This window comes from Microbacterium jejuense (assembly GCF_039544225.1).
GTDB classification, from domain to species: domain Bacteria; phylum Actinomycetota; class Actinomycetes; order Actinomycetales; family Microbacteriaceae; genus Microbacterium; species Microbacterium jejuense.
Genome location: NZ_BAABLG010000005.1, coordinates 427677 through 450420, shown reverse-complemented (window position 1 = coordinate 450420; position 22744 = coordinate 427677). Strand labels below are relative to the sequence as shown.

Sequence of the window (22744 nt, the reverse complement as noted above, 5' to 3'; positions counted from 1 at the left end):
AGCCGTCAGTACCGGACGCGGAAGCGAAGGTGCGTGACGCCGCCCTCGCCGGACAGGGCACGCACCCTTTCGAGTTCCCGGCGAGGCAAGCCGGGGCCCTCGAACAGCCGGCGCCCGGCTCCGAACAGCACCGGCACCAGGTGGATCTCGATCTCGTCGAGCAGACCCGCTGCGATCGCGCGCTGCGCCGTGGCGGCACCGTGCACCAGGACGTCCTTCTCGCCCGCAGCCCGTCGCGCCTGTGCGAAGGCACTCGCGATGTCGTTCGTGTATTCGACGAGCGGCATCGAGTCCGCCCAGGCCGGAACCGGGCGGCGACTGAGCACCCAGATCGGCACCCCGTCGTGATGATCGCCCTGCCAACCCTGGGCAGGCTCGAACGTGCCGCGGCCGGCAACGACGGCGCCGGTCGACATGAACTCGTCGAGGATCTGCCGATTCACCTCGCCTTGTGGCGGGAACGCCCACTCGTGCAGGCGGCCGCCGCCGTCGCCGAGCCCGTTGTCATCGGTCTCGTTGGGCCCGGCGATGTAGCCGTCGAGCGACATGGACATGTACAGCACCGTGTTGGTCATCACGACTCCGCTCTGCGCCGATGCAGGCATTGTCCTCCGCTGGGCGCCGCGACGCGCCGTCGGCCCCGTCGAGGTGGGGGCCGACACGCGGCGCCGCCGGGATGTGCGGCGCGTCAGTCGCGCGACGTGGCGTTCACGCTGCCGGAGCGTTCCTGTCCGCTCAGGCGGGCGATGGCGGCCATCATGCGCTCGGTGATCTCGCGACGGGCCTTGCCGTCCGGCACGCCCTCCAGATCCGACAGGTCGAGCGGCTCGCCGAACCGCACCTCGAGGCGCGGCCTCCCCGGCAGCAGATGGCTCAGCGGCTTGATCGTGCCGGTGCCGATCAGTCCCACCGGCACGACCGCGGCACCCGTGTCGCGTGCCATCCACGCCGCGCCGCCGTGCCCCTCATGCAGCTTTCCGTCGCGGGAGCGGGTCCCCTCGGGGAACACCGCGAACACGCTTCCTGCCCGCAGGATGCCGGCGCCGGCATCCAGCGCGGCCCTCGCATCGCGGCCTGCCGCGCGATAGACCGGGACGCCGCCGATCGAGGTGAAGAACCACCGCTTGACGCGGCCCAGCATCCCGGAGCCGGTGAAGTACGACGACTTGATGAGGAACTGCACCGGGCGTGCCGCGGAGGTCGGGATGATGACGGTGTCGAGCGACGCGAGGTGGTTGCTCGCCAGCAGCACCGGCCCCTGCTCAGGCACGTTCGCCCGCCCGACGATGCGCGGCCGGTACATCAGCCAGAACAGCGGCCGCAGGACCACTCGTCCGACGAAGTAGACGGCGCCCGGCCGCGGTGCAGGAGTGGGGCTCGTCGGAGCAGGCGCGTTCACCTGGCCAGCGTATCCGCCAAGGCCGGATGGGATTCCCGCGTGGGCGCATCCGCGACGTGCCCCGAAACGCAGATCAGCCCCGCACGAAGCGGGGCTGATCTGGTGAGACTGGCGGTGACGGTGGGATATGAACCCGGAGAGATCCGACCCTTCCGATTCCATCTCGGCCGGGCGCCGCGCGATTGTGCGGTTTCGCCGCCACCTGAATCGCCACAAGCACGTCCTGATTCCGTGTCGTCCCGTTTCAGTCGTGGGCACGACGTGGGCACGCGATGGAGCTCGAAGGGACGCGAGTGGTATCAAACTTGGCCGGCGGGGCGGAGAAGGATCTCGTTGATGGCGAGGTGGCGTGGCCGGGTGATCGTGAAGGTGATGATCTCGGCGATGTCGTCTGCGGTGACTTCGGCGTGGCTGTACATCTCGTTGACTGCCGCGTTGGTGTCCGCGTGGGTGATGTGGGTGGGCAGTTCGGTGGCGACGACGCCGGGCTCGATGAGGGTGACGCGAACACCGGGCAGGAGCTCCTGCCGGAGCGACTCGGACCACCCGTTGAGGCCCCACTTGGTAGCGGCGTAGACGCCGTTGCCGGCGCGGGCAGTGCGTCCGGCGACGGAGGAGATGTTGATGATGTCGCCGCGATCACTCGCCTTGATCTGTCCGAGGAACACCTCGGTGGCCGTGATCGCGCCAAGGAGGTTCACTTCGATCATCTGCCGGTAGTCGTCGCGCTGATCCGCGGAGAACGGACCGAGCAGCATGACGCCGGCGTTGTTGACCAGCACGTCGGCGCCGCCGAGGCGCTGGACCTGTTCGGCCGCGGCGAGGAGTGAGTCCCGGTCGGTGACGTCGGCGGCGATCGCGGTGGCCCGGTCGCTGAGTTCTGCAGCGAGCTCGTTGATGCGCTCGACGCGGCGAGCGAGGAGGACGACGTGGTAGCCGGCTGCGTGGAGGGCGCGCGCGGTGGCGGCGCCGATACCGGATGAGGCTCCGGTGACGACAGCGATCGGGGCAGTCATGAGTGCTCCTGGGGTCAGTCGGAGAAGACGGTCTTTGCGACCTGGATCGCGGACATGGCCTTGGGCCAGCCCGCGTAGAACGCGAGATGGATGATCGCTTCTTTCAGCTCGTCTTCGGTGAGCCCGTTCTCTCGGGCGAGACGGAGATGGTTGGGCAGCTGCTCGAACGCGCCGCTTGCGATCAGGGCGGCGACGGTGACGAGGCTGCGATCGCGCCGGTTCAGTTCGGGGCGCGCCCACACGTCGCCGAACAGGACGGTGTCGGTGAGATCGACGAGCTTGGGCGCGAAGTCGCCGATCGCGCGCTGAGCGGGGGTGGGTTCGGTCATGGTTTCATTCCTTCTCGGCCGCGCGTGCGGCCTCGTGGTATTCGTGGTCACCGCCGGGGATCGCCTCGACCCGCACGTCTCCGATGAACCTCTCCGCCGGCCCTTGGCTGGCAGGCGTCTGCTCACGCAGGTGCATCACGACACCGTTCTCGGCGTCGCGGCGAGGCTGCCGAGCAGCTGCAGGCGCTCAGCGGTGGGAGAGCCTGGTTCCACGGTGCAGGCGTACATGATCAACCCGTCCGATCCGGGCAGATCGAACGCTTCGTACTCGAACACGAGATCCCCCACGATCGGGTGGTGGATGCGTTTCGTGCCGTTGCGGTGGAAGCGGACGTCGTGTGCCGCCCAGAGGGTGCGGAACACATCGCTGCGGGTGACGAGCTCGCCGATGAGGTCGGTGAGGTCCTTGTCGTGCGGGTTCTTGCCTGCGTCGATCCGCAGCGACGCGACGATGCTGCGCGCCCCGGCCTCCCAGTCGGGGTAGTAGACATGCGAGGCCGGGTTCAGGAACGCGAATCGAGCGTTGTTGCGGCCGTTGGCGGGGTCATCGATGATCGGCGCGAACACGGCCGCCCCGAGCGCGTTCGTCGCCACGATGTCCTTGCGCGTGTTCGACACGTACGTGGGGGTGTCGGTGATCGTGTCGAGGAACCGTTGGAGAGTCGGGCGCACGGGCGCGGCGGCCTTTCGCGGCCGTTTGCGGACCGGGCTGACCGGCGCCGCGGCGCGGGCGAGGTCCTGCAGGTGTGTGGTCTCGGCGTCGTCGAGCTGCAGCGCGCGGGCGAGTGCGTCGAGGACTTCCGGAGAGACGCCCGACAGGTGGCCGCGCTCCATCTTCGCGTAGTAGTCCACGCTCATCCCTGCCAGCAGCGCGACCTCTTCCCGGCGCAGCCCCGCCACCCGCCGTCTCCCGCCGCCGATGATCCCGGCCTGTTCGGGGGTGATGCGGGCGCGCCGGGTCGTCAGGAACTCCCGCACCTCGGTCTGGTTGTCCATACGGTTCATGCTCCGTCTCACCTGCCGGGGAGGACACCAGGCAGCGTCCTCCCCGCGCGGGTCACTCTTCGGGGATGTCGCGGCCGAAGGTCTCGAGGGTGATCGCCTCGGGTTCGGGACCGCCGCGGACGCCCTTGTCGAGGGCGTCGATGCGGTGCAGCTCGTCGTCGGTGAGGGTGAAGTCGAACACGTCGAAGTTCTCGCGGATGCGCTCCGGCTTGACGGACTTCGGGATTGCGGAGCGACCCTCCTGCAGGTGCCAGCGGATCATCACCTGCGCCGCCGTCTTCCCGTACCGTTCCCCGATGCCAACGATGCTCGGGTCGGCGAACGTGCTCGTCGCCGTCTCGCCACGGTAGGAGGTGATCCCGCCGATCGGAGACCACGCCTGGGTCAGGGTGCCGTGCTCGGAGTCGGCTGCCTGTACATCCGGCTGGGTGAAGTACGGGTGCACCTCGATCTGGTTCACCGCAGGCACCACTTCGGTTTCCGCGAGGAGCATGTCGAGGTGGGTGCGCATGAAGTTGCTCACCCCGATCGCGCGGACCTTGCCGTCTGCGAGGAGTGTTTCGAGTGCGCGGTAGGCAGCGAGGGTCTTGTCGAACTCGCCTGGGAGCGCCTGGTGCAGCAGGAGCAGGTCGATCTGGTCGACGCCGAGCTTGCGGCTGCTCTTCTCGAACGCATGCAGTGTCTGGTCGTATCCGTAGTCGCTGATCCACACCTTCGTCTCGATGAGGACCTCATCGCGGGCAAGTCCCGACTCACGGATCGCGTCGCCGACACCGCGCTCGTTGCCATATGCAGCGGCCGTATCGATCAGCCGGTACCCGGACTGCAGAGCCTCTGTCACGGCATCCTTCGTCTCGGCCGGCGGGGTCTGGAAGACACCGAAGCCGAGGGCGGGCATCACCACGCCGTTGTTCAAAGTCACTGTGCTCATGACGCCGACACTAAGCGCGCCGCAACACGGGTGGGAGTGACTGTCAGTACACGGATAACCCGTCCCTGCCACCGTGCACCGTTCGCGCCTGGAATGGTTCCCATGACGTCGACGAACTCCTCGAGCACGATCGCGACCCGTTCGGTGCACCCATCCGTGATTCTCGGGATCGTTCTGGTCAGCTACTTCATGATCGTGCTGGACAACTCGATCGTCTTCACCGGGTTGTCGCGGATCCGGACCGAGCTCGACTTCACCACCGCAGGCCTCTCGTGGGTTCAGACCGCCTACGCGCTGGTGTTCGGCGGACTGCTGCTGCTCGCCGCGCGAGCCGGCGACCTCGTCGGCAGGCGCCGCCTGTTCGTCATCGGCCTCGCGATCTTCTCTCTCGCGTCGCTGTCGATCGGCCTGGCACCGACTGCGGAATGGATGATCGCCTCCCGCGCCGTCCAGGGCATCGGGTCGGCGATTCTCGCCCCGACCTCACTGGCTCTTCTGACGAGCACCTTCGCCGAAGGACCTGCCCGCACCCGCGCAGTCGCGGCGTACGGGTCGACCGCCGGTATCGGGGCGAGCCTGGGATTGGTCGTCGGCGGGCTGCTCGCCGACGTCGCATCCTGGCGGGTCGGCTTCCTCATGAACGTCCCGATCGGCGCCGCGCTGCTGGTCGCCACCCTCGTCTCCGTGCGGGAGACCCCGCGCACCGGCGGCCGCTTCGACGTCGCCGGCGCCATCACCTCCACCCTGGGCATGACCGCTCTCGTGTATGGCATCACCCGCACTGCGGACGCCGGGTGGACCGAACCGGTCGCGCTGACATCCATCGCCGCAGGGCTCGTCGTCATCGCCGGGTTCATCGTGATCGAATGGCGTGCGCCGCAGCCGATCCTGCCGCTCAGGGTGCTCGCCGACCCGGTCCGCGGCGGCGCGTTCCTGGCCCGCATGCTGTTCGCCGGCGCCATCTTCGGCTACTTCTTCTTCGCCTCCCAGTACATGCAAGGCGTTCTCGGATTCACGCCGCTGCTCGCCGGCCTGGGATTCCTCCCGATGACGGCCGTCCAATTCGCGCTGTCCCTCACCGTCCCTCGCCTCACCCGCCGCTACGGCAACAGCACCCTCGTCGCCACCGGCCTTGCGGTCACCCTCGCCGGGATGATCTGGATCAGCTTCGTCAGCCCGGACAGCGACTACTGGACCGCCTTCGCCTTGCCCATGCTGCTCCTCGGCGCCGGGCAAGGCATCGGATTCGCCCCTCTCACCGCCGCCGGCGTGACCCGCATCGAACTCCGCGATGCCGGAGCCGCCGCCGGCACCGTCAACGTCGCCCACCAACTCGGTGGGGCGCTCGGCGTCAGCATCATGGTCGCCGTCGCGACAACCGGCATCACGGGTGCCGAATCGTCGTCCATCGCCGCGGAAACATCCACCGGGTTCGCCACCGGCGCCGTCCTGCTCGCGCTGGCACTGACCTCGGCCGTGCTCCTGATCGTCCGCCAACACCGGAACGTGAACTCAGGGCCCTCCGTTGCGATTCCGCCCGAGAACCGATGATCAGCCGGCGCGCGGCCCTCGCCACGATGCTCGTCGGCGCCGGCGGTATCGTCCTCACTGCGTGCACCCCACGGCCCGCGCAGAACACCCCGACCTCCCGACCGCAGGGATCCCCGTTGCCCACGTCGACTCAGAACCGGGCCCTCCTGGTCTACTTCTCTCGGGCCGGGGAGAACTACTCCTACGGCGATCGCGTGGACCTGGAGGTCGGTAACACGAAGGTCGCCGCCGGCATCATCCGCGACCTGATCGACATCGACGAGTACGAGATCCTCGCCGCCGACCCCTACCCCGACGGCTACGAGGCAACAGTCCAACGCAACGTGCGGGAGGAGCGAGACGACGCGCGCCCCGCAATCGCCGGGGCACTGCCGGACCTCGCCACATACGACACGATCCTGCTCGGAAGTCCCGTCTGGAACGTCCGGGCCCCGATGATCATGCGCACCTTCGTCGAGTCCGTCGCCCTCACCGGCAAGACGGTCCACCCCTTCGCCACCTACGCCGTCAGCCGCATGGGCCGCGTCCGCGACGACTACGCCGAGATGCTCCCCGACACGATGGTCACCGAAGGACTCGCCATCCAAGGTGAGACCGTCCATGACGCCCGCCCCGACGTTCAACGCTGGCTGCGGTCCATCGGGCTGGCCTGACTACTGGCTAACCGGCCGAGTTCTCGAGTGCCGCGCTCACGCTCCTTTGGCTGGCCTCGAGCCGACGTCCCTCAGTGGGCGGGATGCCCACCGGAGTGACGACCACGGAGGTCATGGCATCTCCAGTGGTTTCGACGAAACCCGCGTCAAACCGCGGAATCTCGCGAGCTGAGGGCGGACACCCGCACGACCGGGCTCGCGCTCGTCGCTCACCGACCTGCTCAATCGACGCCTACCCGCCAGTCACGTCCTGAGCAGATGTGGGCAAACCGTGGGCAGGGCAAGAGACAACCCGTGCTGAACAGGGGTTGTCATGGTGGTGACAGTGGGATTTGAACTCTGGTGACCTGGCGTCACCTACGTTCGCCCCGGGCTTGAACCCTGCATTCGACTGCAGTCAGGAGCAGTCCCGCGCCTCTGGGCAGCGGATGGCGGCACACTGACGCCCGTACTCGATGACGCCGCCACGGTCTCGCCCACATGCAGCAACCTCTGGTTGCGTCCGAACGGCGCCGCACCGTGGGAGTACGACGTGCTGCTCATGGATGCCGCCGCGGAGCGGTGGACGTTCAAGCGGAACCCGCGGACCTCCCTGCCGACCGACGAAATCCTGTGGCGGCGCGATGGAATCGTGTACCTGCGCCCGGAGGTGCAACTCCTTTACAAAGCAGCCGGTCGGCGCGTCCAGGATCAGCAGGACTTCGACGCATGCCGACCGCTCCTCAGCGACCACGCAACGACCTGGCTGCGCGCGGCATTGGAGGTCACACACCTCGGACACGCCTGGATCGCTGACCTGCGCTCAGTTGCACGACCGCCCGGCCCCTGACAGGTCGGCCTACGTGACGTTGGTCTCCGCTAACCAGATGTCGATGTCGGCGAGCTCGTCGCGGATCTTCTGACGCTCATTCGGAGTGAAGCGCCTCACCTGCATAGAAAGAACCGCGTCGGCCGCCACCGGACTCAGCCCGAAGCTCGCTTGCACCGCTTTTCGCAGTTCCTCAGTGTCCCCTTCGACGGCCGAGCAGATCTCGATGAGTTCGCCGAGTCGATTAATGATGTCGATGTACGCCGCGAGGATCTCGCGACGCGCCAACGTGTTCTGTCGGTCGTCCGCCACGCCGCCACCATACCGAGGCGATGGGAGATCTCCGGCACCTGCGGCACACATAGGTCGCCGAGCGTGCGGATGCCGGTCCTTGATCGGGCCTATCGGAGAGTGCGGGTACGCGCGTAGCGTCGGAGCATGAAGGGTCGGCTCGAAGATCAGGTGACCGTGCCTGACGTTGTCGGGCTTCCGTTTCATGTCGGCCGCGATGTGGCCAACGATGCGGGCGTGACGCTCGCCAACCCCGATCCAGACGGCCCGCCGATCAGTGCGCTGGCGTGGCCGGGGCTCTACTACATCACTTCACAGAGCCCAGCAGCGGGCACCACGTTGTCCCGCTGGGATTCCGTTGCGGTCGAGATCGTTCCCTACGGTGAGGCGGACTCCACCGCTGTCGCACTTCCACGCGAATCCCCACCTGCCGACAATGCCCACGCCCATCCCGAGCGCGACGCGTTCATCGATCTCACAGATCTCGATGATCAGACCCCCTGACTCGGCGCAGCGCGATTGCCGGTCCCTGATCGGCTGCTAGCGCGACCTCGTGTCGCGGATGACGGCTTCGACGCGGTCGGCGAGTGCCGAGACGGTCTCGCGGCCGTCTAGTTCGAGCGTTGCTCCCGCTCGGAGGAGCGGTTCGACGTCACGGAGGTTGCGTGAGATCTCTTCGCGTTCTTCGCTCGTCATGCCGTACGGGTTGTTGACGCGTGCCGAGACGCGTTCCACGAGCACGCTGAGTGGTGCGCTCAGCAGGATGATCGCATCGAAATTGTCGTAGAACCTCACCTGATTCTCGACCGTCCCGGAAACGATGATCGGGTTCCCGTTCGCCAGCAATGCGGCCATACGCGGCTCGTCCCACGTGCCGTCACGCAGCGTCCAACCGTCATAGTCGGTGTCGAGCGTTTGGTGGCCGCGGCGTCGCAATTCATCGAGAAGCGTCGTCTTGCCCGCCCCAGACATACCGGTGACAAGAATGTGGCTCACGCTCACGACGCTAACTGACCTGGTGCAATCGTGCGCAGCCCGGTCCTTCAGCGATCACTTGCCGCTTTGTAACGGCAGTGGCCGGCGAGCAGCGCGCGATGCTCGTTTGCCCCGCCCGCAGAGATGCCCGAAAGCGGTCCCCCATGTCGACGCGAAGCCCTGCCGTGGGACGCCACTCTGCAGACCCACCGTCGCTCGTCGAGAAGGCGCCAGTCCCGGCGAGGATGTTCGACAATCCTCCCGGCGCGGAGCGCGTGAAACGACGAACAGCCCGTGGAAATCTCCACGGGCTGTTCACGTTTGTTCCCCATCTTGTTCACGCCCACCGAAAATAGGCGTCTGATCAGGAACTTGCTGGCGGTGACGGTGGGATTTGAACTCTGGTAGATGGGCATCACCCCCAGCAGAGCGTGATCTCAAACTCTGCGTTCGCCTGCAATCACGCGGGTATCGAGGCATCAGACACTGCATGCGACTGCAGACGATCCCAGCACTTGTTCACGCATTGTTCACGCCCTTGTTCAGGGAAGGAGAGTCGGTCGGCCCATCGGCCGCCGGCGGCACACGCGGAAGATCACGGTCTTTCAGGATCGCGACGTGAGTGCGAGCAAGCTCCGCATGATGCCGGTCAGTACGCGAACGGTTTGCGAAGGTCCTGCATCGGCTGCCCCACCTCGACCAGATATGTCAAGGGCAGCGGACCGAAGACGTCCGCGACCTCGCCGCCGAGCTGTCGCGGAAAGGCGACCACGAGTTCAATGCCTGGGCGACGCATGTTTCCCATCAGGTAGTCCACACCCCTGATGCGCTTGAGGCGACCGCTCACGCGAGGTCGTGAACTGCTGTGGTTCGGAGGGCGCGCGAACGAAACACGGTGGTTGATGTCGAAGTCGTCGAGATCTCCCACGGCGCACGAGCGGGCGCGTGATGACTGTTCCATGCCTCATCGTCCCATGCGGCAGGCGCGAGTGGGGGCCGAGCGCGAGCAGCCCGGAGTGCTCGCGGAGTCGTGCGTCGGGTGCACGTGCCGACTCGAGCTGTGAGCCATCCAGGATGGGGGCGTAACGTCCGATCATGAGCGCACAGGCACAGACGAACGGAAGCGACGTGCCGGCCACCGCGACGAACCGACGAGTGCTCCAGTGAAGGTCGCGATGCTCGGTCCCATCGCCTGGCGGACGCCGCCGATCAGTTATGGACCGTGGGAGCGCGTGACGAGCCTGCTGACCGAGGGGCTGGTGCGTCGCGGGGTTGACGTGACGTTGTTCGCCACCGCCGACTCGATCACCGGCGGCTACCTCGATGCCGTCGCGCCGCACGGCTACGCGGAGGACCCGGCGATGGACGGCCGGGTGTGGGAGGCGCTCCACGTCGCACACGCGCTGGAACGGTCGAGCGAATACGATCTCGTGCACAACCAGCTCGACTGGCTGCCGCTCGCCTTCACCGCCCATTGGGCCGCCCCGATGGTCACGACGATCCACGGCTTCTCCGGTCCCGCGATCCTGCCCGCGTATCTCGCCTCGGCTTCGACGTTCGTCTCCATCTCCGACGCAGATCGCTCCCCCGGCCTGGACTACGTCGCGACGATCCACCACGGGATCGATCCCGAGGAGCTCCCGTACGTACCCGAGCCTGGCGACTACCTGGTGTCGTTCGGACGCATCCACCCCGACAAGGGCACCGCTACGGCGATCGAGATCGCGCGGCGGGCCGGCCGCCGGCTGGTGATCTGCGGCCTCGTCCAGCACGTCGACTACTTCCGCGACGAGGTGGAGCCCCACATCGACGGGGACCGCGTCGTCTTCCTCGGCGCCGTGGCACCCGAGGAACGCGCGCGCGTCCTCGGTCACGCCGCCGCACTGCTGCACCCGATCGACTTCGACGAGCCGTTCGGGCTCTCGGTGGCCGAATCGATGATGTGTGGAACGCCGGCTCTCGCGTACCGCCGGGGATCGATGGCGGAGGTCATCGACGAGGGTGTGACGGGCAGCACCGTGGCCTCGATCGACGAGGCGATCTCGGCCCTCCCGGCCGTCGCGTCGCTGGACCGCCGTCGCGTCCACGAACGCGCCGTCGCGCGATTCGGCGTGGAGCGGATGGTCGACGAGTACCTGAGCGTCTACGAGACGGTGCTGGCTCGCTGATCCTGTGACGACGTCCAGGTCGGCCGTGTAGCGTGCAACCACAGCGTCCGGGTGCGAACCCGGAGGTGGACCGGACCGCGGCGATGAAGGCGCGGTTCCACGAGGGATGCCGCCGGCAGACGTCTCGCCATCGCCCGGAGCGATTGCCCACGGGCATCATCAGAGAGCGTCGCCGTGACCCACTACGGATTCCTCAGCACCTTTCCGCCGACCCGCTGCGGGCTGGCCACATTCACCGAGTCGCTCTCCACCGCGCTCGTCCGGCACGACGACGAGGGCACCATCGTTCGTGCGCTCGATCAGCCCGGAGAGCGGGATCGGCACGATCCTCGCGTGCGATCGCGCGTGAGCACCGACCTGATCGCCGACGACAGCCTCAGCACGTTGCGCGCGACCATGGCCCTCAATGCGTGCGACGTCGTGATCGTGCAGCACGAATACGGGATCTACGGCGGTCGCGACGGTGATCAGGTCCTCGATGTGCTCGCCGCACTGCGGATCCCCGCCGTCGTCGTGCTCCACACCGTGCTCGTGGCGCCCACGCCGCATCAGCGGGAGGTCCTCGAGGAGGTGTGCCGACTCGCGTCCGTGGTGGTCGTGATGACGATCCACGCCCGTGACAACCTCGCCGCGACCTACGCGGTCGATCTCGCCCGCGTTCGCGTCATCCCGCATGGCGTGCAGCATGTGGCTCTCCGCGAATCGAAGCCGCACAGCGGCCGCCGCGTCGTCACGTGGGGCCTCCTCTCGCCCGGCAAGGGCATCGAGTGGGGCATCCGCGCCATGGCGCAGCTCACGGACATCACGCCGACTGTCGAGTACCTCGTCGCTGGACAGACGCACCCCAAGGTGCTCGCGCATGCCGGGGAGAGCTACCGCACCATGCTCGCGGGTCTCGCGGGCGACCTCGGCATCGGGTCATCGGTCCGCATCGACGGCCGCTACCTCGAGGCGTCCCAGCTCGCCGCACTGATCGCGTCGGCGGATGTCGTGCTCCTCCCGTACGACTCTGTCGACCAGGCGACCTCCGGCGTCCTTGCCGAAGCCGTTGCAGCCGGCGTTCCCGTCGTCGCCACGGCATTCCCTCACGCTGTGGAGCTGTTGTCGAGCGGAGCCGGGATCGTGGTCCCGCACCAGAACCCTGACGCCACGGCGCGGGCGCTCCGTGAGATCATCACCGGCACCGCCGTCGCCGATCGCATGCGCGAAACAGCGCTCCGCGAGACGAACGAGACGACGTGGTCCGCGGTCGCCGACCGCTACCGTACCGTGACAGCGAGGCTCGCCGCCGGCAGGGCAGCATGATCGTCCCCTCTCCGCCATACGATCACCTCTGCGCGCTGACGGATCACAACGGCATCTTCGAGCACGCTCTCCTTGCCGCGCCTCGCCGCGAACACGGATATTGCGTCGACGATGTGGCGCGCGCGCTGATCGTGGTCGCGCGCGAGCGGCAGCAGACCGTCGAGCTCCGGCGACTGGCTGCGACCTATCTGCGTTTCCTGGAGTCGGCGGTGCGCGCAGACGGTCTCGCGCACAACCGGATGAATGCTGACGGCGAGTGGTCCGACAACCCGGCCATGGGCGACTGGTGGGGACGACTGCTGTGGGCGCTCGGCACGATCGCCGCGCAGCGGGGCGACCCGTGGACCCGTGCTCGCGCCCTGCGGACGTTTCGGATCGCCGCCCGCGAGCGGTCGACGAGTCTGCGGACCCTCGCCTACGCTGCCCTCGGTGCGGCGGAGATCGTGCGTGTGCGCGCCGACGACCACATCGCCCGGACACTTCTCCGGGAGTACATCCGGGCGATGCCCGACCTGCCGGATCCATCGTGGCGGTGGCCCGAACGTCGCCTCGGCTATGGGAACGCCTCCATCGCCGAAGCGCTGATCGCCGCAGGCAGTGCTCTCGACGACCTTGCGGCCACGACCCAGGGGCTGCAGATGCTCGACTTCCTGCTCTCCGTGGAGATGTCGGACGACCGATTCTCCGTGACCGGGACGGCAGGGCGCGGACCCGGGGAGAAGGGTCCGTCGTTCGACCAGCAGCCACTGGAGCTCGCCGCGCTCGCGGACGCGTGTGCGACGGCACACTCCGTCACCGGTGACTCGGCGTGGCTCCCTCCGATCGCGCTCGCGTGGCGTTGGTTCACCGGTCTCAACGACAGCGGGACCACCATGTTCGATGCCGAGACCGGCGCCGGCTTCGACGGGCTAGAACCCGGCGGCAGGAACGAGAACCGCGGAGCAGAATCGACATTGGCCGCATTGAGCAGCTACCAGCAGGCGCTCCGACACCGTGTGCTGACAGCATCATGACAGCCCGCATCCACGCGACAGGGTTGAGGCAGCAGCCGGATCGGGTGATCGCCCAATTGTTCTTGCCGGGCGAGGAATGGTCCGCCGAGCACTCTCGCGCCGGCGAGATCATCGCTCGCGTCATCGCGATACCGGACGAACAGATCGATGCGCTCGCGGCCGAGCTGACACATGACTTCGGTTCGCGGCATCCCGATATCCGCGCGTTGTTCCTGGAGAACGCCGCCGTCGTGAGCTCCCGCCTGGCACACCCGGTCGACCTCAGCGTCGCGCGTCGTCTGGTGCTCGGCGCGAGTTTCACGGCGGAGTACGCCGTCGAAGGAGCCGCTCTGTGCAACCCCAGCGCGATCGAGCATCCCGACCAGACAGGGTTGGCTCCCGGGCAGCTGCGTGTCGCGGTAGCTCTCCGCGCCATCGGGGAGGGTCACCGTTCCTCCATCGAATTCGCCGAAGCCATCATCGGTCCCGGCCGCCGCTGGACATTCCTGGATCGGATGCTGCCGCTGTGGCGGGCGCGGATCGACGAAGGAGACTGGAGCATCGCCCATTTCCGCGCCGCAGTCGAAGAGGCGGGGCTCGTCAATGAGATCTCGCACAATGTGCTGCAGGGGCTTGACGACCGGTTCACCGTGTCAGACGTCGAGGCCTCCGTGACACGCCTGCCGAAGGCGCTCTCTCGGCGTGCGGACAGCGCTCGGCACATCGAGGCGATTCGCGAGCTGGCGATCTCCGTCTATCGCGCCGTGTTCTCTGCCGAGACGTCCCTGAGCCAGCGTGTGCTCACCCCTGTCGCGGCAGAGGAACGGCACGGGATGGAAGACGCGCGATTCGTGCGATTCACCGGCCTCGCCGGGACCACCCACTACCGCGGCACCTACACCGCGTACGACGGTCGCACCATCGCGCCCCGTCTCATCATCACCTCGGATCTGCGCGAGTTCGACATCCATCGGCTGACCGGCGATGCCGCTCAGGACAAGGGGATGGCGTTGTTCCCTCGACCCGTGGCGGGCAGGTATCTCGCGCTGAGCCGCACCGACGGCGAGAACATCTCGCTGGCGAAGTCTCACGACGGCGTGATCTGGGACCAGGTCGGGATCGTCCACGCACCGTCGGAGCCCTGGGAGATGGTCCAGTGCGGCAACTGCGGCCCGCCGCTCGAGACGCCGCACGGTTGGATCGTGCTCGTTCACGGAGTGGGCCCGATGCGCAGATACTCCCTCGGGGCGTTGCTCCTCGACCTCGACGACCCGACGATCGTCCTCGGCCGGACGTCGACGCCGATCGTGCAGCCGATCGACGACCGCCGCGACGGCTACGTGCCCAACGTCGTGTACTCGTGTGGCGGGCTCATCGTGGACGGTGTGGTCTGGGTCCCGATCGGCATCGGAGACTCGCGCATCGGCGTGTGCTCGATCGAGGTCGACGAGCTTCTCGCGCACATGGCTCGGTAGCCCTGCAGCGAATTCGAGGGGATCGCCTTCGTGTTTGCTGCATGCCGACACCCACACTCGGGAAGGGGCGTAATCTGAGGTCAGATGGCCTAGACCCTGTCATTCGGCGCACGCCGTGCGCTACATCTGACAGGAGCACGAAATGGCCATCAACACTGCCGGGTCGATCGCCTCCAGCGTGCGGTCCACGACCCCGAAAGCGCCGAACCTCTACACCGAGCTGTCGCAGACGGTGACAGGAAGCGGCCTCATGCGGCGCCGCTACGGGTATTACTGGACCAAGCTCATCGCGGCGCCGATCGTCATCGCGAGCGTGCTCGCCGTCTTCGTGCTCCTCGGCGACACGTGGTGGCAGCTGGTCACCGGCGCCGTCCTCGCCGTCCTGCTCACCCAGGTCGCCATGCTCGGGCACGACGCCGCGCATCGGCAGATCTTCCGCTCCGGCCGGTGGAACGACTGGACCAGCCTCGTCCTGGGGAATCTCCTCGTGGGCATGAGCTACGGCTGGTGGCAGCACAAGCACACGCGGCACCACGCGAACCCGAACAAGATCGGCAGCGACCCCGACATCGAACTCCCGGTCATCGCGTTCACCCCCGAGCAGGCCGACCGCCGTCGCGCGAGCCGAAGCGGTCCGCTGCGCTGGCTGATCGCGCATCAAGGAGTGCTGTTCTTCCCGATCCTGCTGCTCGAAGGGCTGTCGCTGCACGCGTCGAGCGTCCGGCGTGTGTTCGCGCGCGAGCAGCTGCGACACCGTCCGATCGAGATCGCCTTCCTGACTGTGCGGATCGTCGGGTTCGTCGTGCTCGTCTTCCTGGTGCTGTCCCCAGGGATCGCATTCGCCTTCCTCGGCATCCAGCTCGGGCTGTTCGGCGTCTACATGGGAATGGCGTTCGCACCGAACCACAAGGGGATGCCCCTCGTCCCGGCCGACGTGAAGGTCGACTTCCTCCACCGGCAGGTGCTGATGAGCCGCAACATCCGTGGCAGTCGCCTGCTCGACACGGCCATGGGAGGACTCAACTACCAGATCGAGCATCACCTGTTCCCCTCGATGCCGCGACCGCATCTACGTCAGGCGTCGGGGATGATCCGCGCCTTCTGCGAGGAACACGGTGTGCCCTACACGGAGAAGGGCCTCTGGCAGTCCTACGGAATCGTCGTCCGCTACATCAACAGAGTCGGGCTCGGCGAGCGCGATCCGTTCGAGTGCCCGTTGCTCCAGCAGCGGCAAGCCATCTAGCTGCTCGCCCGGCCATCGAGGAGTCAGAGTGACAGTCGCCCGTCGATGACGTCGCGCGCGACGACGCCGATGCGCGTCTGTGTGGAGCGGGCGTGGCTCCGGATCCGTGCGAACGCCTCATCCATGTCGATGTCCCGCATCTGGGCGAGGTATCCCTTGGCCTGCTCGATCACGACCCTGCTGTCGAGCGCGCGCTGCAGCTGAGCCTGTGCGAGCTCGGATTCCTCGACCAAACGCTGCTGCAGAATGCTGATGGTGGCGATATCGGCCAATGCCTGCGCGGCCGCGGCATCGGCCGCGTTCAGCGCGCCAGCCTCATCGCGGAACAGATTCAGCGATCCCAGCGTCGAGTCGCGCAGCCGCAGCGGGATCGCATGGATCGACGAGAACCCGGAAGCGCGCGCATCGGTGGCGAATGCGGGCCAACGATGGGCGATCTGATCGATGTCGTCGACCGAGACGACCTCTCCCCCCGTCGCCGCCTCGACGCAGGGCCCCGCGCCGACGCGCAACTGCATCAGCTCGACGAGTTCGCTCCGCTCGCTCGTGGAGGCGATCACTTCCAGCCGGTTGGACGGGCTGAGCAGCAGGATGCCGGCAGCCGACGCGTCGAACAGCGAGATGCAGTCGTCGACGAGCCGCTGGAGTACGTCGACGATGTCGAAGTCGTCGACGAGGGAGTCCGCCAGAGTGACGAAGGTTCCCAGCAGCTGATGCTCGCGGGTGAGCGCCGTCATGCCGTCATCCTAAGCCTTGGGATCACAGTCTCAGGTCGAGCCGGCGTGCGATGACGTCCGCCGCGACGTCGCGCACCGGACGCCCCGCCGCGAACGCGTGGCCGCGGAGGAGCAGGAGGGCGTCGTCCACGCCGACGCTGTTCCGTGCTGCGACCATTCCGGTCGCCTGGTGAACCTCACGACGGGAGTACGGTTCCTCCCGCGCACCGTCGTCCGGTGCATCGAGACGGTTCAGCGCCCTCCTCAGGAGAGTGCTCGAGACGATGGCCGCCAGGCGGCTCATCCGTTCGATGTCAGCATCGGACAACTCGCGGGCGGTCATCGAGTAAAGGGCGATCGAGCCGATGCCGAGCGTGCTGACATACAGCGGGAACGCGAAGAGCGCTCCCACATCGAGCTCTCGCAGGGCGGCCCATGTGCCGGGCCACAACGCCCCGCCATCGACCTGCAGGTCGGACGCCGTGACAGGAAGCCTCGTGCGCAGAGCTTCCCAGGACGGCCCCTCGCCGAGGTCGATCTGGATCTCGTCGATCCGTGCGCCGAGCTTCGTGCTGGCACACACCGTCTCTGAGCCCATCGGCGAGCCGAGTGTCGACACCACCGCGCCGGGCATCGAGACAGCAGCGCACAACGGCGAGCACAGATCGCCGTCGCTTGCGGCGGTGAGCGTGGCCACGGCGATCTCGAGGGCATCACCCGGCTGGTCGTCGGGACTCGTGGACATCGCTTGCGCCACCGTTCATATCAGAATGACCAGGCGCGGGGTCTCGGTGCCCTGCTCATGAGCGTACACGCGCCATCGGCGCGACGGGCGGAGCTCTGTCTTCGGTCGGGCGAGGAGCGTACGGTGAGGAACATGTGGACAGTCCTTCTCATCCTGCTGGTTGCCTGGGTCGTGCTGTCGATCGTCGGTTTCGTCTTCGACGGCCTGATGTGGCTGGGCATCATCGGGATCGTGCTCTTCGTCGGCACCCTCATCTTCGGGATCCTCCGCCAGCGCGCCCGGCGCCCCAAGCCCTGATCGAGCAGGGTCACGACGCCGTCGACGGCGGGGCCACGACGCGAACGTGCAGCGCACCCGGTGCGACGCTGATGCGCGCACGGACGACGTGCCCGAAAGGGTCACCGTCCAGCTCCACCGCGTGAGGGGTTTCGAAGCGCACCTCGAACTGCCTGCCCTGGACGTAGCCGAGCGCGTGAAGGTCCGGCGACCGTGAGAGCCATCGCCGGGTGAACGGGGAGCGGCGAGCAGCGCTCTGGAGCGTCAGCCTCGTTCCGATCTGCGCCCAGCCGAACGGACCCGCCGGCCGCATGATGACGACATCCAGGAGTCCGTCGTCGATGACCGCGGCCGGGATCAGCAGCATGTTGCCCGTGAGGGTTCCGCAGTTGCCCACGATGACGGTGTGCGCGCGGGTGGATCTGCTGCGTCCGCCGTCGATGCGGTACGTCAGGTGGAAGAGCCGATTCGCGACGATCGATCGTGCGATCGGCGTGACGTACGCGAACCACCCGAGACGCTTCTTCGCGACCGCGCTGGTCTCCTGCGCCATCTGGGCGTCGAGTCCGATGCCCGCCATCACCATGAACACGTGCGCTTGCCGGACGCCGTCCTCGTCCTCGACCTCCGCGACACCGACATCGACCGTGCGATTGGCCCCGGTGAAGGCAACCGAGACGCTGGCGGGAATGTCGTTGAGGGGTGTGCCGAGGTCGCGGGCGAGCAGGTTCCCCGTGCCGGAGGGGACCAGCGCAATCGGAATGCCCGTGTCGCGCAACTCCGCGGCCGCGGCGCGGACGGTGCCGTCTCCGCCGGCGACGATCACGACCGCCGGGTCGCCCGCGGCAGCCTGCGCCGCGGCAGTTCGGCCGCCATCGTCGCTCGCGGTTTCGTACCACCGTGTCGGCTTCCACGCCAGCTGACGCTCGTGCTCGGCAACCGCCGTGCGGATGCGTTCGAGCGGCGCCTTCGTCGGGTTGTAGACGACCGCCGCGTGCGGTCGCCCGTCGTCCGTCTGCTCCGGCCCACTCATCCGCGATCGTGGGGGCGCGCCGGGCACGCGTGCCGTGATCAGCGGCTGTGCCCGCCCTCGGTTCGCCAACTGTCGATCTGCTCGCGATCTGTCGGGGTCTCTCGCGCCCCCGCCGACGTGGATACCTGAAATGTGACGGACTCCGCGAGCGCCGCCACGGCAGCGGCGCGGGCCTGCTCTGTCTCCGCCGCATCGTGGAACTTGACTGCCGCGGCATCCTGTCGAGCTCGAACCGCCGCGCTGATCTCTGCCAGGCGATCCGCCAGTACCTCCGCAAGCCCGTCCCGGAGTTCCTCCAGGTTCGTGTTCGCTATCTCCAGCCGGCGGTCCGAGACCGTCACCTCGACGGTCGGGTAGCCCGCCCTCGCGAGTCGATCCCGGGTCTCGGTGCCCAGGATCTCGGTCACCTCGTCGCGTTCAGGGCGACGGGTGAATACCGCCTCCACCGTGTAACGCTCCGGGGCGTGGTCTGTCAGCAGCGCAGCAGGCAGCGAACCCACCAGCACTGATCCCAGGCCCAGCGCAGCGACATCGATGCCGCTCGTTCGTGTCTGTGTCTCCATGATCGAACGGTACGCCTCCTAGATGTGTAGCTCTCAGGTTCGTGAACAGTCGACTATCGGCGGAGCCCGCGACACGTCGTATCAGAGATGTGAGATTCGATCGCGTTCAGCCAGGTATCCAGTGCCCGCATCCAGGCGACAAGGGTGGGCATTGTGGGAGTCATCGTCTTTCCCCATCAAGATCTGATCGCAACCGACCAGGTGGGGACGAGCAGTCGGCGGTAGGAGCGTGGCCTCTGATAGCGTCCGAACCGAAACGTCCTAGGCGAGGAGATCGAGAAATGGCCGAGAAGCCGAACATCATCTTGTTCATGTCCGACGATGTGGGCTGGGGGGATCTGGGCTGCTACGGCGGCGGCGAGAACCGTGGTGCGCCGACGCCGAATCTGGACCGCCTCGCAGCGGAGGGCCTGCAGTTCCTGTCGTTCTACGGGCAGCCCAGCTGCACGCCCGGGCGCGCCGCGGCGTTGACCGGGCGTCTCCCGATCCGCAGCGGTATGACCACGGTCGCGTTCCCCGGCCAGGGCGGCGGCCTGCCGGCTGCCGAGTGGACGCTGGCCAGCGTGTTGAAGAAGGCGCAGTACGACACCTGCCAGATCGGCAAGTGGCACCTCGGAGAAGCCGACTATGCGATGCCGACCGCGCACGGGTTCGACGAGATGTACAACACCACGCTGTACCACCTGAACGCGTACACGTACACGGATAAGGCGTACAACCCCGACTTCCCGTTCGACGACCCTGCCACGATGAAGATGTGGGGCAATGTCATCGGCGCGCTCGAGGGCAAGGCCGGCGAGAAGCCTCACGAGGTGGAGAAGGTCGACTCGTCGAACATCCCGCTCATCGACGAGAAGTCCACGGACATCGCGCTCGACTACATCGAGAACCACGCAGGCGGTGAGAACCCGTTCTTCCTGTACCTGAACACCGCGAAGCTGCACCAGCCGAACCTGCCGCACCCGGAGTTCGAGGGCGCCTCCATGGCCAAGTCGAAGTACCTCGACTCCCTCGTCGAGCTCGACCACCGTGTCGGTCAGGTCGTCGACAAGGTGCGCGAGCTCGGCATCGCCGAGAACACCCTCATCATCTGGACCACCGACAACGGCGCCTGGCAGGATGTGTACCCCGACTGCGGGTACACCCCGTATCGCGGCACCAAGGGCACCGACTACGAAGGCGGCAGCCGCGTCCCCGCGATCGCCTGGTGGCCGGGAACGATCGAGGCCGGGCGTCGCAACTCCGACATCGTCGGGTCCCTGGACCTGATGGCCACGTTCGCGAGCATCGCGGGTGTGGAACTGCCGACCGAGGACCGCGACGGCGAGCCGACGATCTTCGACAGCTACGACCAGACCGCGCTGCTGAAGGGTGAGGGACCCTCGACCCGGGACCACTGGTTCTATATGACCGAGACGGAGCTCGTCCCCGGCGCCGTCCGACTCGGCAAGTGGAAGGCGGTCTGGAACGTCCGCGACGGCTGGCGAGGCCCCGCGTCGTATACGGCGATCGTCCCGGAGCTGTTCGACCTGTGGCAGGACCCGCAGGAGCGGTACGACATCTTCATGAACAGCTTCGCCGAGAAGACCTGGCAGCTGCCGCAGATGGCGGAACGGCTGCTCGGCGTGCTCCCCACCTACAAGCAGTACCCGAACCGGCCCATCCAGTCAGCCGGAATCAGCTACGCCATGTTCGAGATCGACGACGCACAGGTGCAAGAGCAGATCGCGAAGATGCTCCACGGACTCTCCTCCGCCGGATAACCACCATGCAGCATGTCTGGGCCACACCACGGTGTGGCCCAGACATGCTCTCGACCAACACGGCAACGGGATCGGTCAGCGTGCATCGCCGGACTGGTCAGCTGCCTTGCCATGTGGCCGCAGCGGCCTGGGGGTTGAAGTCGGGCGGCGCTTGGCTGGGCGGGCGAAGAGCGCGCGATGCTCGTACGCCCCGCCCGCCAGAAATGCCCGAAAGCGGTCCCCCATGTCGACGCGAAGCCCTACCGTGGGACGCCACTCTGCATCCACCGTCGCTCGCCGAGAACGCACGAAACCCGGCGAGGATGTTCGGCAGTCCTCCCGGCGCAGAGCGCGTGAAACGACGAACAGCCCGTGGAAATCTCCACGGGCTGTTCACGTTTGTTCCCATATTGTTCACGCCCATCGAAAAAATAGGCGTCTGATCAGGAACTTTCTGGCGGTGACGGTGGGATTTGAACCCACGGTAGGGGGTTACCCTACACAACTTTTCGAGAGTTGCACCTTCGGCCGCTCGGACACGTCACCGCCGACAAGCTTACGTCACGATGGCCGATGCCGCGAATCGGCGCCGGGGGCGGCATCCCGTCGAGATTCACTCGAGCTCAAGAGCCCCGTGGATCACATCGACCACGCGTGACGGCTCGTCGATGCCGACGGCGAACACGTAGGTCGCGGTGAATCCGAGGTCCGAGAGCGATGCCGCCAGCGACGCCAGCGACGACGCCGTCGACTCCGGCGTGATGGCCACCATCGCGGTCTTCTCGATGTCGTCGTACGAGCGCCCCACGTCGTCGCAGTGCGCACGCAGGACGTCGAGCTTGTGGGTGGGCAGCTCGTCGCGCACGCCGAGGTTGCAGGCGTCGGCGTACTGGGCGACCAGGCGCAGGGTCTTCTTCTCTCCCCCGCCACCGATCAGCAGGTACGGGTGCGGGCGAGTGATCGCCTGCGGCGAGTTCAGTGTGCGCTCCAGCTGCCAGATCGCGCCCTCGTACGGCTCCTCGGAGTCCGACCACATCTGGAGGCAGATCTGCAGCGTCTCTTCGAGCTCGCGGAACCGCTGCGCGACCGGTGGGAACGGAAAGCCGAGCCCACGGCACTCCTCGTCGTTCCATGCGGCGCCGATGCCGAGCCCCATTCGTCCGCCCGACAGCACGTCGAGGGTCGTCACCTGCTTCGCCAGCAGCGAGGGGTGCCGGTAGATCACGCCCGAGACCAGGGTGTGCAGCAGCGCCGTCTCGGTGTGCGCGGCGATGAAGCCGAGCGTCGCGTACGCCTCGAGCATCTCGTGCTCCACCGGGCCGAGGCCCGGCAGCTGCCAGAAGTGGTCCATGACCGTGATGCGGCGGATGCCGGCGGCCTCGGCGTTGCGCACGTGGGAGGCGAGCGCGGGGCCGAGGCTGTGGGCGCCGCTGCGCCAGGTGAAGTCCGCGATGTGAATGCCGTAGTCCATCCGCGCCGTCCTCCCGGAGCGCGTGGGGTCCGCTCCAGGGGTCAGGTTAGCCCTCTG

General features: G+C 67.3%; 26 protein-coding genes and 1 tRNA gene. 11 read left to right on the top strand and 16 right to left on the bottom strand.

Annotated elements, in window-relative coordinates:
* Window positions 1-5 precede the first annotated feature (5 nt).
* The 7 genes from ABEA46_RS11690 to ABEA46_RS11660 all read right to left on the bottom strand — a co-directional run bounded on the left by ABEA46_RS11690 (window position 6) and on the right by ABEA46_RS11660 (window position 4680).
* A complete protein-coding gene (locus tag ABEA46_RS11690) occupies window positions 6-575 on the bottom strand; it encodes a dihydrofolate reductase family protein (RefSeq protein ID WP_345544714.1) in 570 nt (189 codons plus the stop codon).
* A gap of 113 nt (window positions 576-688) precedes the next feature.
* Window positions 689-1399 carry a lysophospholipid acyltransferase family protein gene (locus ABEA46_RS11685; RefSeq protein WP_345544713.1) on the bottom strand — a complete coding sequence of 237 codons (711 nt, stop codon included), beginning with the start codon at window positions 1397-1399 and terminating at the stop codon, window positions 689-691.
* Window positions 1400-1698: 299 nt separating this feature from the next.
* Window positions 1699-2415: an SDR family oxidoreductase gene (locus ABEA46_RS11680; protein ID WP_345544712.1), complete on the bottom strand. Its 717-nt coding sequence runs from the start codon at window positions 2413-2415 to the stop codon at window positions 1699-1701.
* A gap of 14 nt (window positions 2416-2429) precedes the next feature.
* On the bottom strand, window positions 2430-2744 hold the full coding sequence (locus tag ABEA46_RS11675; protein ID WP_345544711.1) for a carboxymuconolactone decarboxylase family protein: 315 nt from the start codon (window positions 2742-2744) through the stop codon (window positions 2430-2432).
* A gap of 4 nt (window positions 2745-2748) precedes the next feature.
* The gene (locus ABEA46_RS11670) at window positions 2749-2880 is read right to left on the bottom strand and encodes a hypothetical protein (RefSeq protein ID WP_345544710.1); all 132 of its coding nucleotides are present in this window, start codon (window positions 2878-2880) and stop codon (window positions 2749-2751) included.
* The gene (locus tag ABEA46_RS11665) at window positions 2880-3740 is read right to left on the bottom strand and encodes a helix-turn-helix transcriptional regulator (RefSeq protein ID WP_345544709.1); all 861 of its coding nucleotides are present in this window, start codon (window positions 3738-3740) and stop codon (window positions 2880-2882) included. Before ABEA46_RS11665 ends, ABEA46_RS11670 begins: the two co-directional genes overlap by 1 nt.
* A 61-nt stretch (window positions 3741-3801) precedes the next feature.
* The gene (locus ABEA46_RS11660) at window positions 3802-4680 is read right to left on the bottom strand and encodes an aldo/keto reductase (protein WP_345544708.1); all 879 of its coding nucleotides are present in this window, start codon (window positions 4678-4680) and stop codon (window positions 3802-3804) included.
* Between the two features lie 93 nt (window positions 4681-4773).
* Here ABEA46_RS11660 and ABEA46_RS11655 point away from each other — a divergent pair, with 93 nt between their 5' ends.
* The 3 genes from ABEA46_RS11655 (at window position 4774) to ABEA46_RS11645 (ending at window position 7713) form a co-directional block, all read left to right on the top strand.
* On the top strand, window positions 4774-6231 hold the full coding sequence (locus ABEA46_RS11655) for an MFS transporter (protein ID WP_345544707.1): 1458 nt from the start codon (window positions 4774-4776) through the stop codon (window positions 6229-6231).
* A 116-nt stretch (window positions 6232-6347) separates the two neighbouring features.
* Window positions 6348-6884, top strand: coding sequence for a flavodoxin (locus tag ABEA46_RS11650; protein WP_345544706.1), 537 nt, complete (start codon window positions 6348-6350; stop codon window positions 6882-6884).
* 532 nt (window positions 6885-7416) lie between these two features.
* The gene (locus tag ABEA46_RS11645) at window positions 7417-7713 is read left to right on the top strand and encodes a hypothetical protein (protein WP_345544705.1); all 297 of its coding nucleotides are present in this window, start codon (window positions 7417-7419) and stop codon (window positions 7711-7713) included.
* Window positions 7714-7722: 9 nt separating this feature from the next.
* Here ABEA46_RS11645 and ABEA46_RS11640 read toward each other — a convergent pair whose 3' ends face one another.
* The gene (locus ABEA46_RS11640) at window positions 7723-8004 is read right to left on the bottom strand and encodes a hypothetical protein (protein WP_345544704.1); all 282 of its coding nucleotides are present in this window, start codon (window positions 8002-8004) and stop codon (window positions 7723-7725) included.
* Between the two features lie 126 nt (window positions 8005-8130).
* Between ABEA46_RS11640 and ABEA46_RS11635 the strand changes: the two genes are divergently transcribed.
* On the top strand, window positions 8131-8487 hold the full coding sequence (locus tag ABEA46_RS11635) for a PASTA domain-containing protein (protein ID WP_345544703.1): 357 nt from the start codon (window positions 8131-8133) through the stop codon (window positions 8485-8487).
* Window positions 8488-8523: 36 nt separating this feature from the next.
* On the opposite strand, the gene ABEA46_RS11630 is transcribed toward ABEA46_RS11635, so the two are convergent.
* Both ABEA46_RS11630 and ABEA46_RS11625 read right to left on the bottom strand, forming a co-directional pair.
* Window positions 8524-8985, bottom strand: coding sequence for an AAA family ATPase (locus ABEA46_RS11630; protein ID WP_345544702.1), 462 nt, complete (start codon window positions 8983-8985; stop codon window positions 8524-8526).
* Between the two features lie 622 nt (window positions 8986-9607).
* Window positions 9608-9919, bottom strand: a complete 312-nt coding sequence (locus ABEA46_RS11625; protein WP_345544701.1) for a hypothetical protein — start codon at window positions 9917-9919, stop codon at window positions 9608-9610.
* 214 nt (window positions 9920-10133) lie between these two features.
* Between ABEA46_RS11625 and ABEA46_RS11620 the strand changes: the two genes are divergently transcribed.
* From ABEA46_RS11620 to ABEA46_RS11600, 5 genes are all read left to right on the top strand, one after another.
* Complete coding sequence (locus tag ABEA46_RS11620; RefSeq protein WP_345544700.1) at window positions 10134-11126, top strand: glycosyltransferase family 4 protein; 993 nt, start codon at window positions 10134-10136, stop codon at window positions 11124-11126.
* A gap of 174 nt (window positions 11127-11300) precedes the next feature.
* Window positions 11301-12431 carry a glycosyltransferase gene (locus ABEA46_RS11615; RefSeq protein ID WP_345544699.1) on the top strand — a complete coding sequence of 377 codons (1131 nt, stop codon included), beginning with the start codon at window positions 11301-11303 and terminating at the stop codon, window positions 12429-12431.
* A gap of 113 nt (window positions 12432-12544) precedes the next feature.
* Complete coding sequence (locus ABEA46_RS11610) at window positions 12545-13444, top strand: glycosyltransferase (protein WP_345544698.1); 900 nt, start codon at window positions 12545-12547, stop codon at window positions 13442-13444.
* Window positions 13441-14898 carry a glycoside hydrolase family 130 protein gene (locus ABEA46_RS11605; RefSeq protein WP_345544833.1) on the top strand — a complete coding sequence of 486 codons (1458 nt, stop codon included), beginning with the start codon at window positions 13441-13443 and terminating at the stop codon, window positions 14896-14898. Before ABEA46_RS11610 ends, ABEA46_RS11605 begins: the two co-directional genes overlap by 4 nt.
* 142 nt (window positions 14899-15040) lie before the next feature.
* Window positions 15041-16141: a fatty acid desaturase family protein gene (locus ABEA46_RS11600; protein ID WP_345544697.1), complete on the top strand. Its 1101-nt coding sequence runs from the start codon at window positions 15041-15043 to the stop codon at window positions 16139-16141.
* 23 nt (window positions 16142-16164) lie between these two features.
* Here ABEA46_RS11600 and ABEA46_RS11595 read toward each other — a convergent pair whose 3' ends face one another.
* Together ABEA46_RS11595 and ABEA46_RS11590 are read right to left on the bottom strand one after the other, a co-directional pair.
* Window positions 16165-16878, bottom strand: coding sequence for a GAF and ANTAR domain-containing protein (locus ABEA46_RS11595; protein ID WP_018170308.1), 714 nt, complete (start codon window positions 16876-16878; stop codon window positions 16165-16167).
* A gap of 22 nt (window positions 16879-16900) precedes the next feature.
* On the bottom strand, window positions 16901-17554 hold the full coding sequence (locus ABEA46_RS11590) for a GAF and ANTAR domain-containing protein (protein WP_345544696.1): 654 nt from the start codon (window positions 17552-17554) through the stop codon (window positions 16901-16903).
* Between the two features lie 180 nt (window positions 17555-17734).
* Here ABEA46_RS11590 and ABEA46_RS11585 point away from each other — a divergent pair, with 180 nt between their 5' ends.
* Complete coding sequence (locus ABEA46_RS11585; RefSeq protein ID WP_191173235.1) at window positions 17735-17899, top strand: hypothetical protein; 165 nt, start codon at window positions 17735-17737, stop codon at window positions 17897-17899.
* A gap of 10 nt (window positions 17900-17909) precedes the next feature.
* On the opposite strand, the gene ABEA46_RS11580 is transcribed toward ABEA46_RS11585, so the two are convergent.
* Both ABEA46_RS11580 and ABEA46_RS11575 read right to left on the bottom strand, forming a co-directional pair.
* Window positions 17910-18911 carry a diacylglycerol/lipid kinase family protein gene (locus tag ABEA46_RS11580; RefSeq protein WP_345544695.1) on the bottom strand — a complete coding sequence of 334 codons (1002 nt, stop codon included), beginning with the start codon at window positions 18909-18911 and terminating at the stop codon, window positions 17910-17912.
* A 38-nt stretch (window positions 18912-18949) separates the two neighbouring features.
* Entirely contained in the window at window positions 18950-19474 is a 525-nt protein-coding gene (locus ABEA46_RS11575) for a hypothetical protein (protein ID WP_191173237.1), read from the bottom strand.
* 281 nt (window positions 19475-19755) lie between these two features.
* On the opposite strand from ABEA46_RS11575, the gene ABEA46_RS11570 reads away from it, so the two are divergent.
* Window positions 19756-21237, top strand: coding sequence for an arylsulfatase (locus tag ABEA46_RS11570; RefSeq protein WP_141892299.1), 1482 nt, complete (start codon window positions 19756-19758; stop codon window positions 21235-21237).
* A 434-nt stretch (window positions 21238-21671) separates the two neighbouring features.
* Here ABEA46_RS11570 and ABEA46_RS11565 read toward each other — a convergent pair.
* Both ABEA46_RS11565 and ABEA46_RS11560 read right to left on the bottom strand, forming a co-directional pair.
* A tRNA-Ser gene (locus ABEA46_RS11565) sits at window positions 21672-21762 on the bottom strand.
* A gap of 67 nt (window positions 21763-21829) precedes the next feature.
* Complete coding sequence (locus ABEA46_RS11560) at window positions 21830-22687, bottom strand: LLM class F420-dependent oxidoreductase (protein ID WP_345544694.1); 858 nt, start codon at window positions 22685-22687, stop codon at window positions 21830-21832.
* Between the last annotated feature and the right edge of the window lie 57 nt (window positions 22688-22744).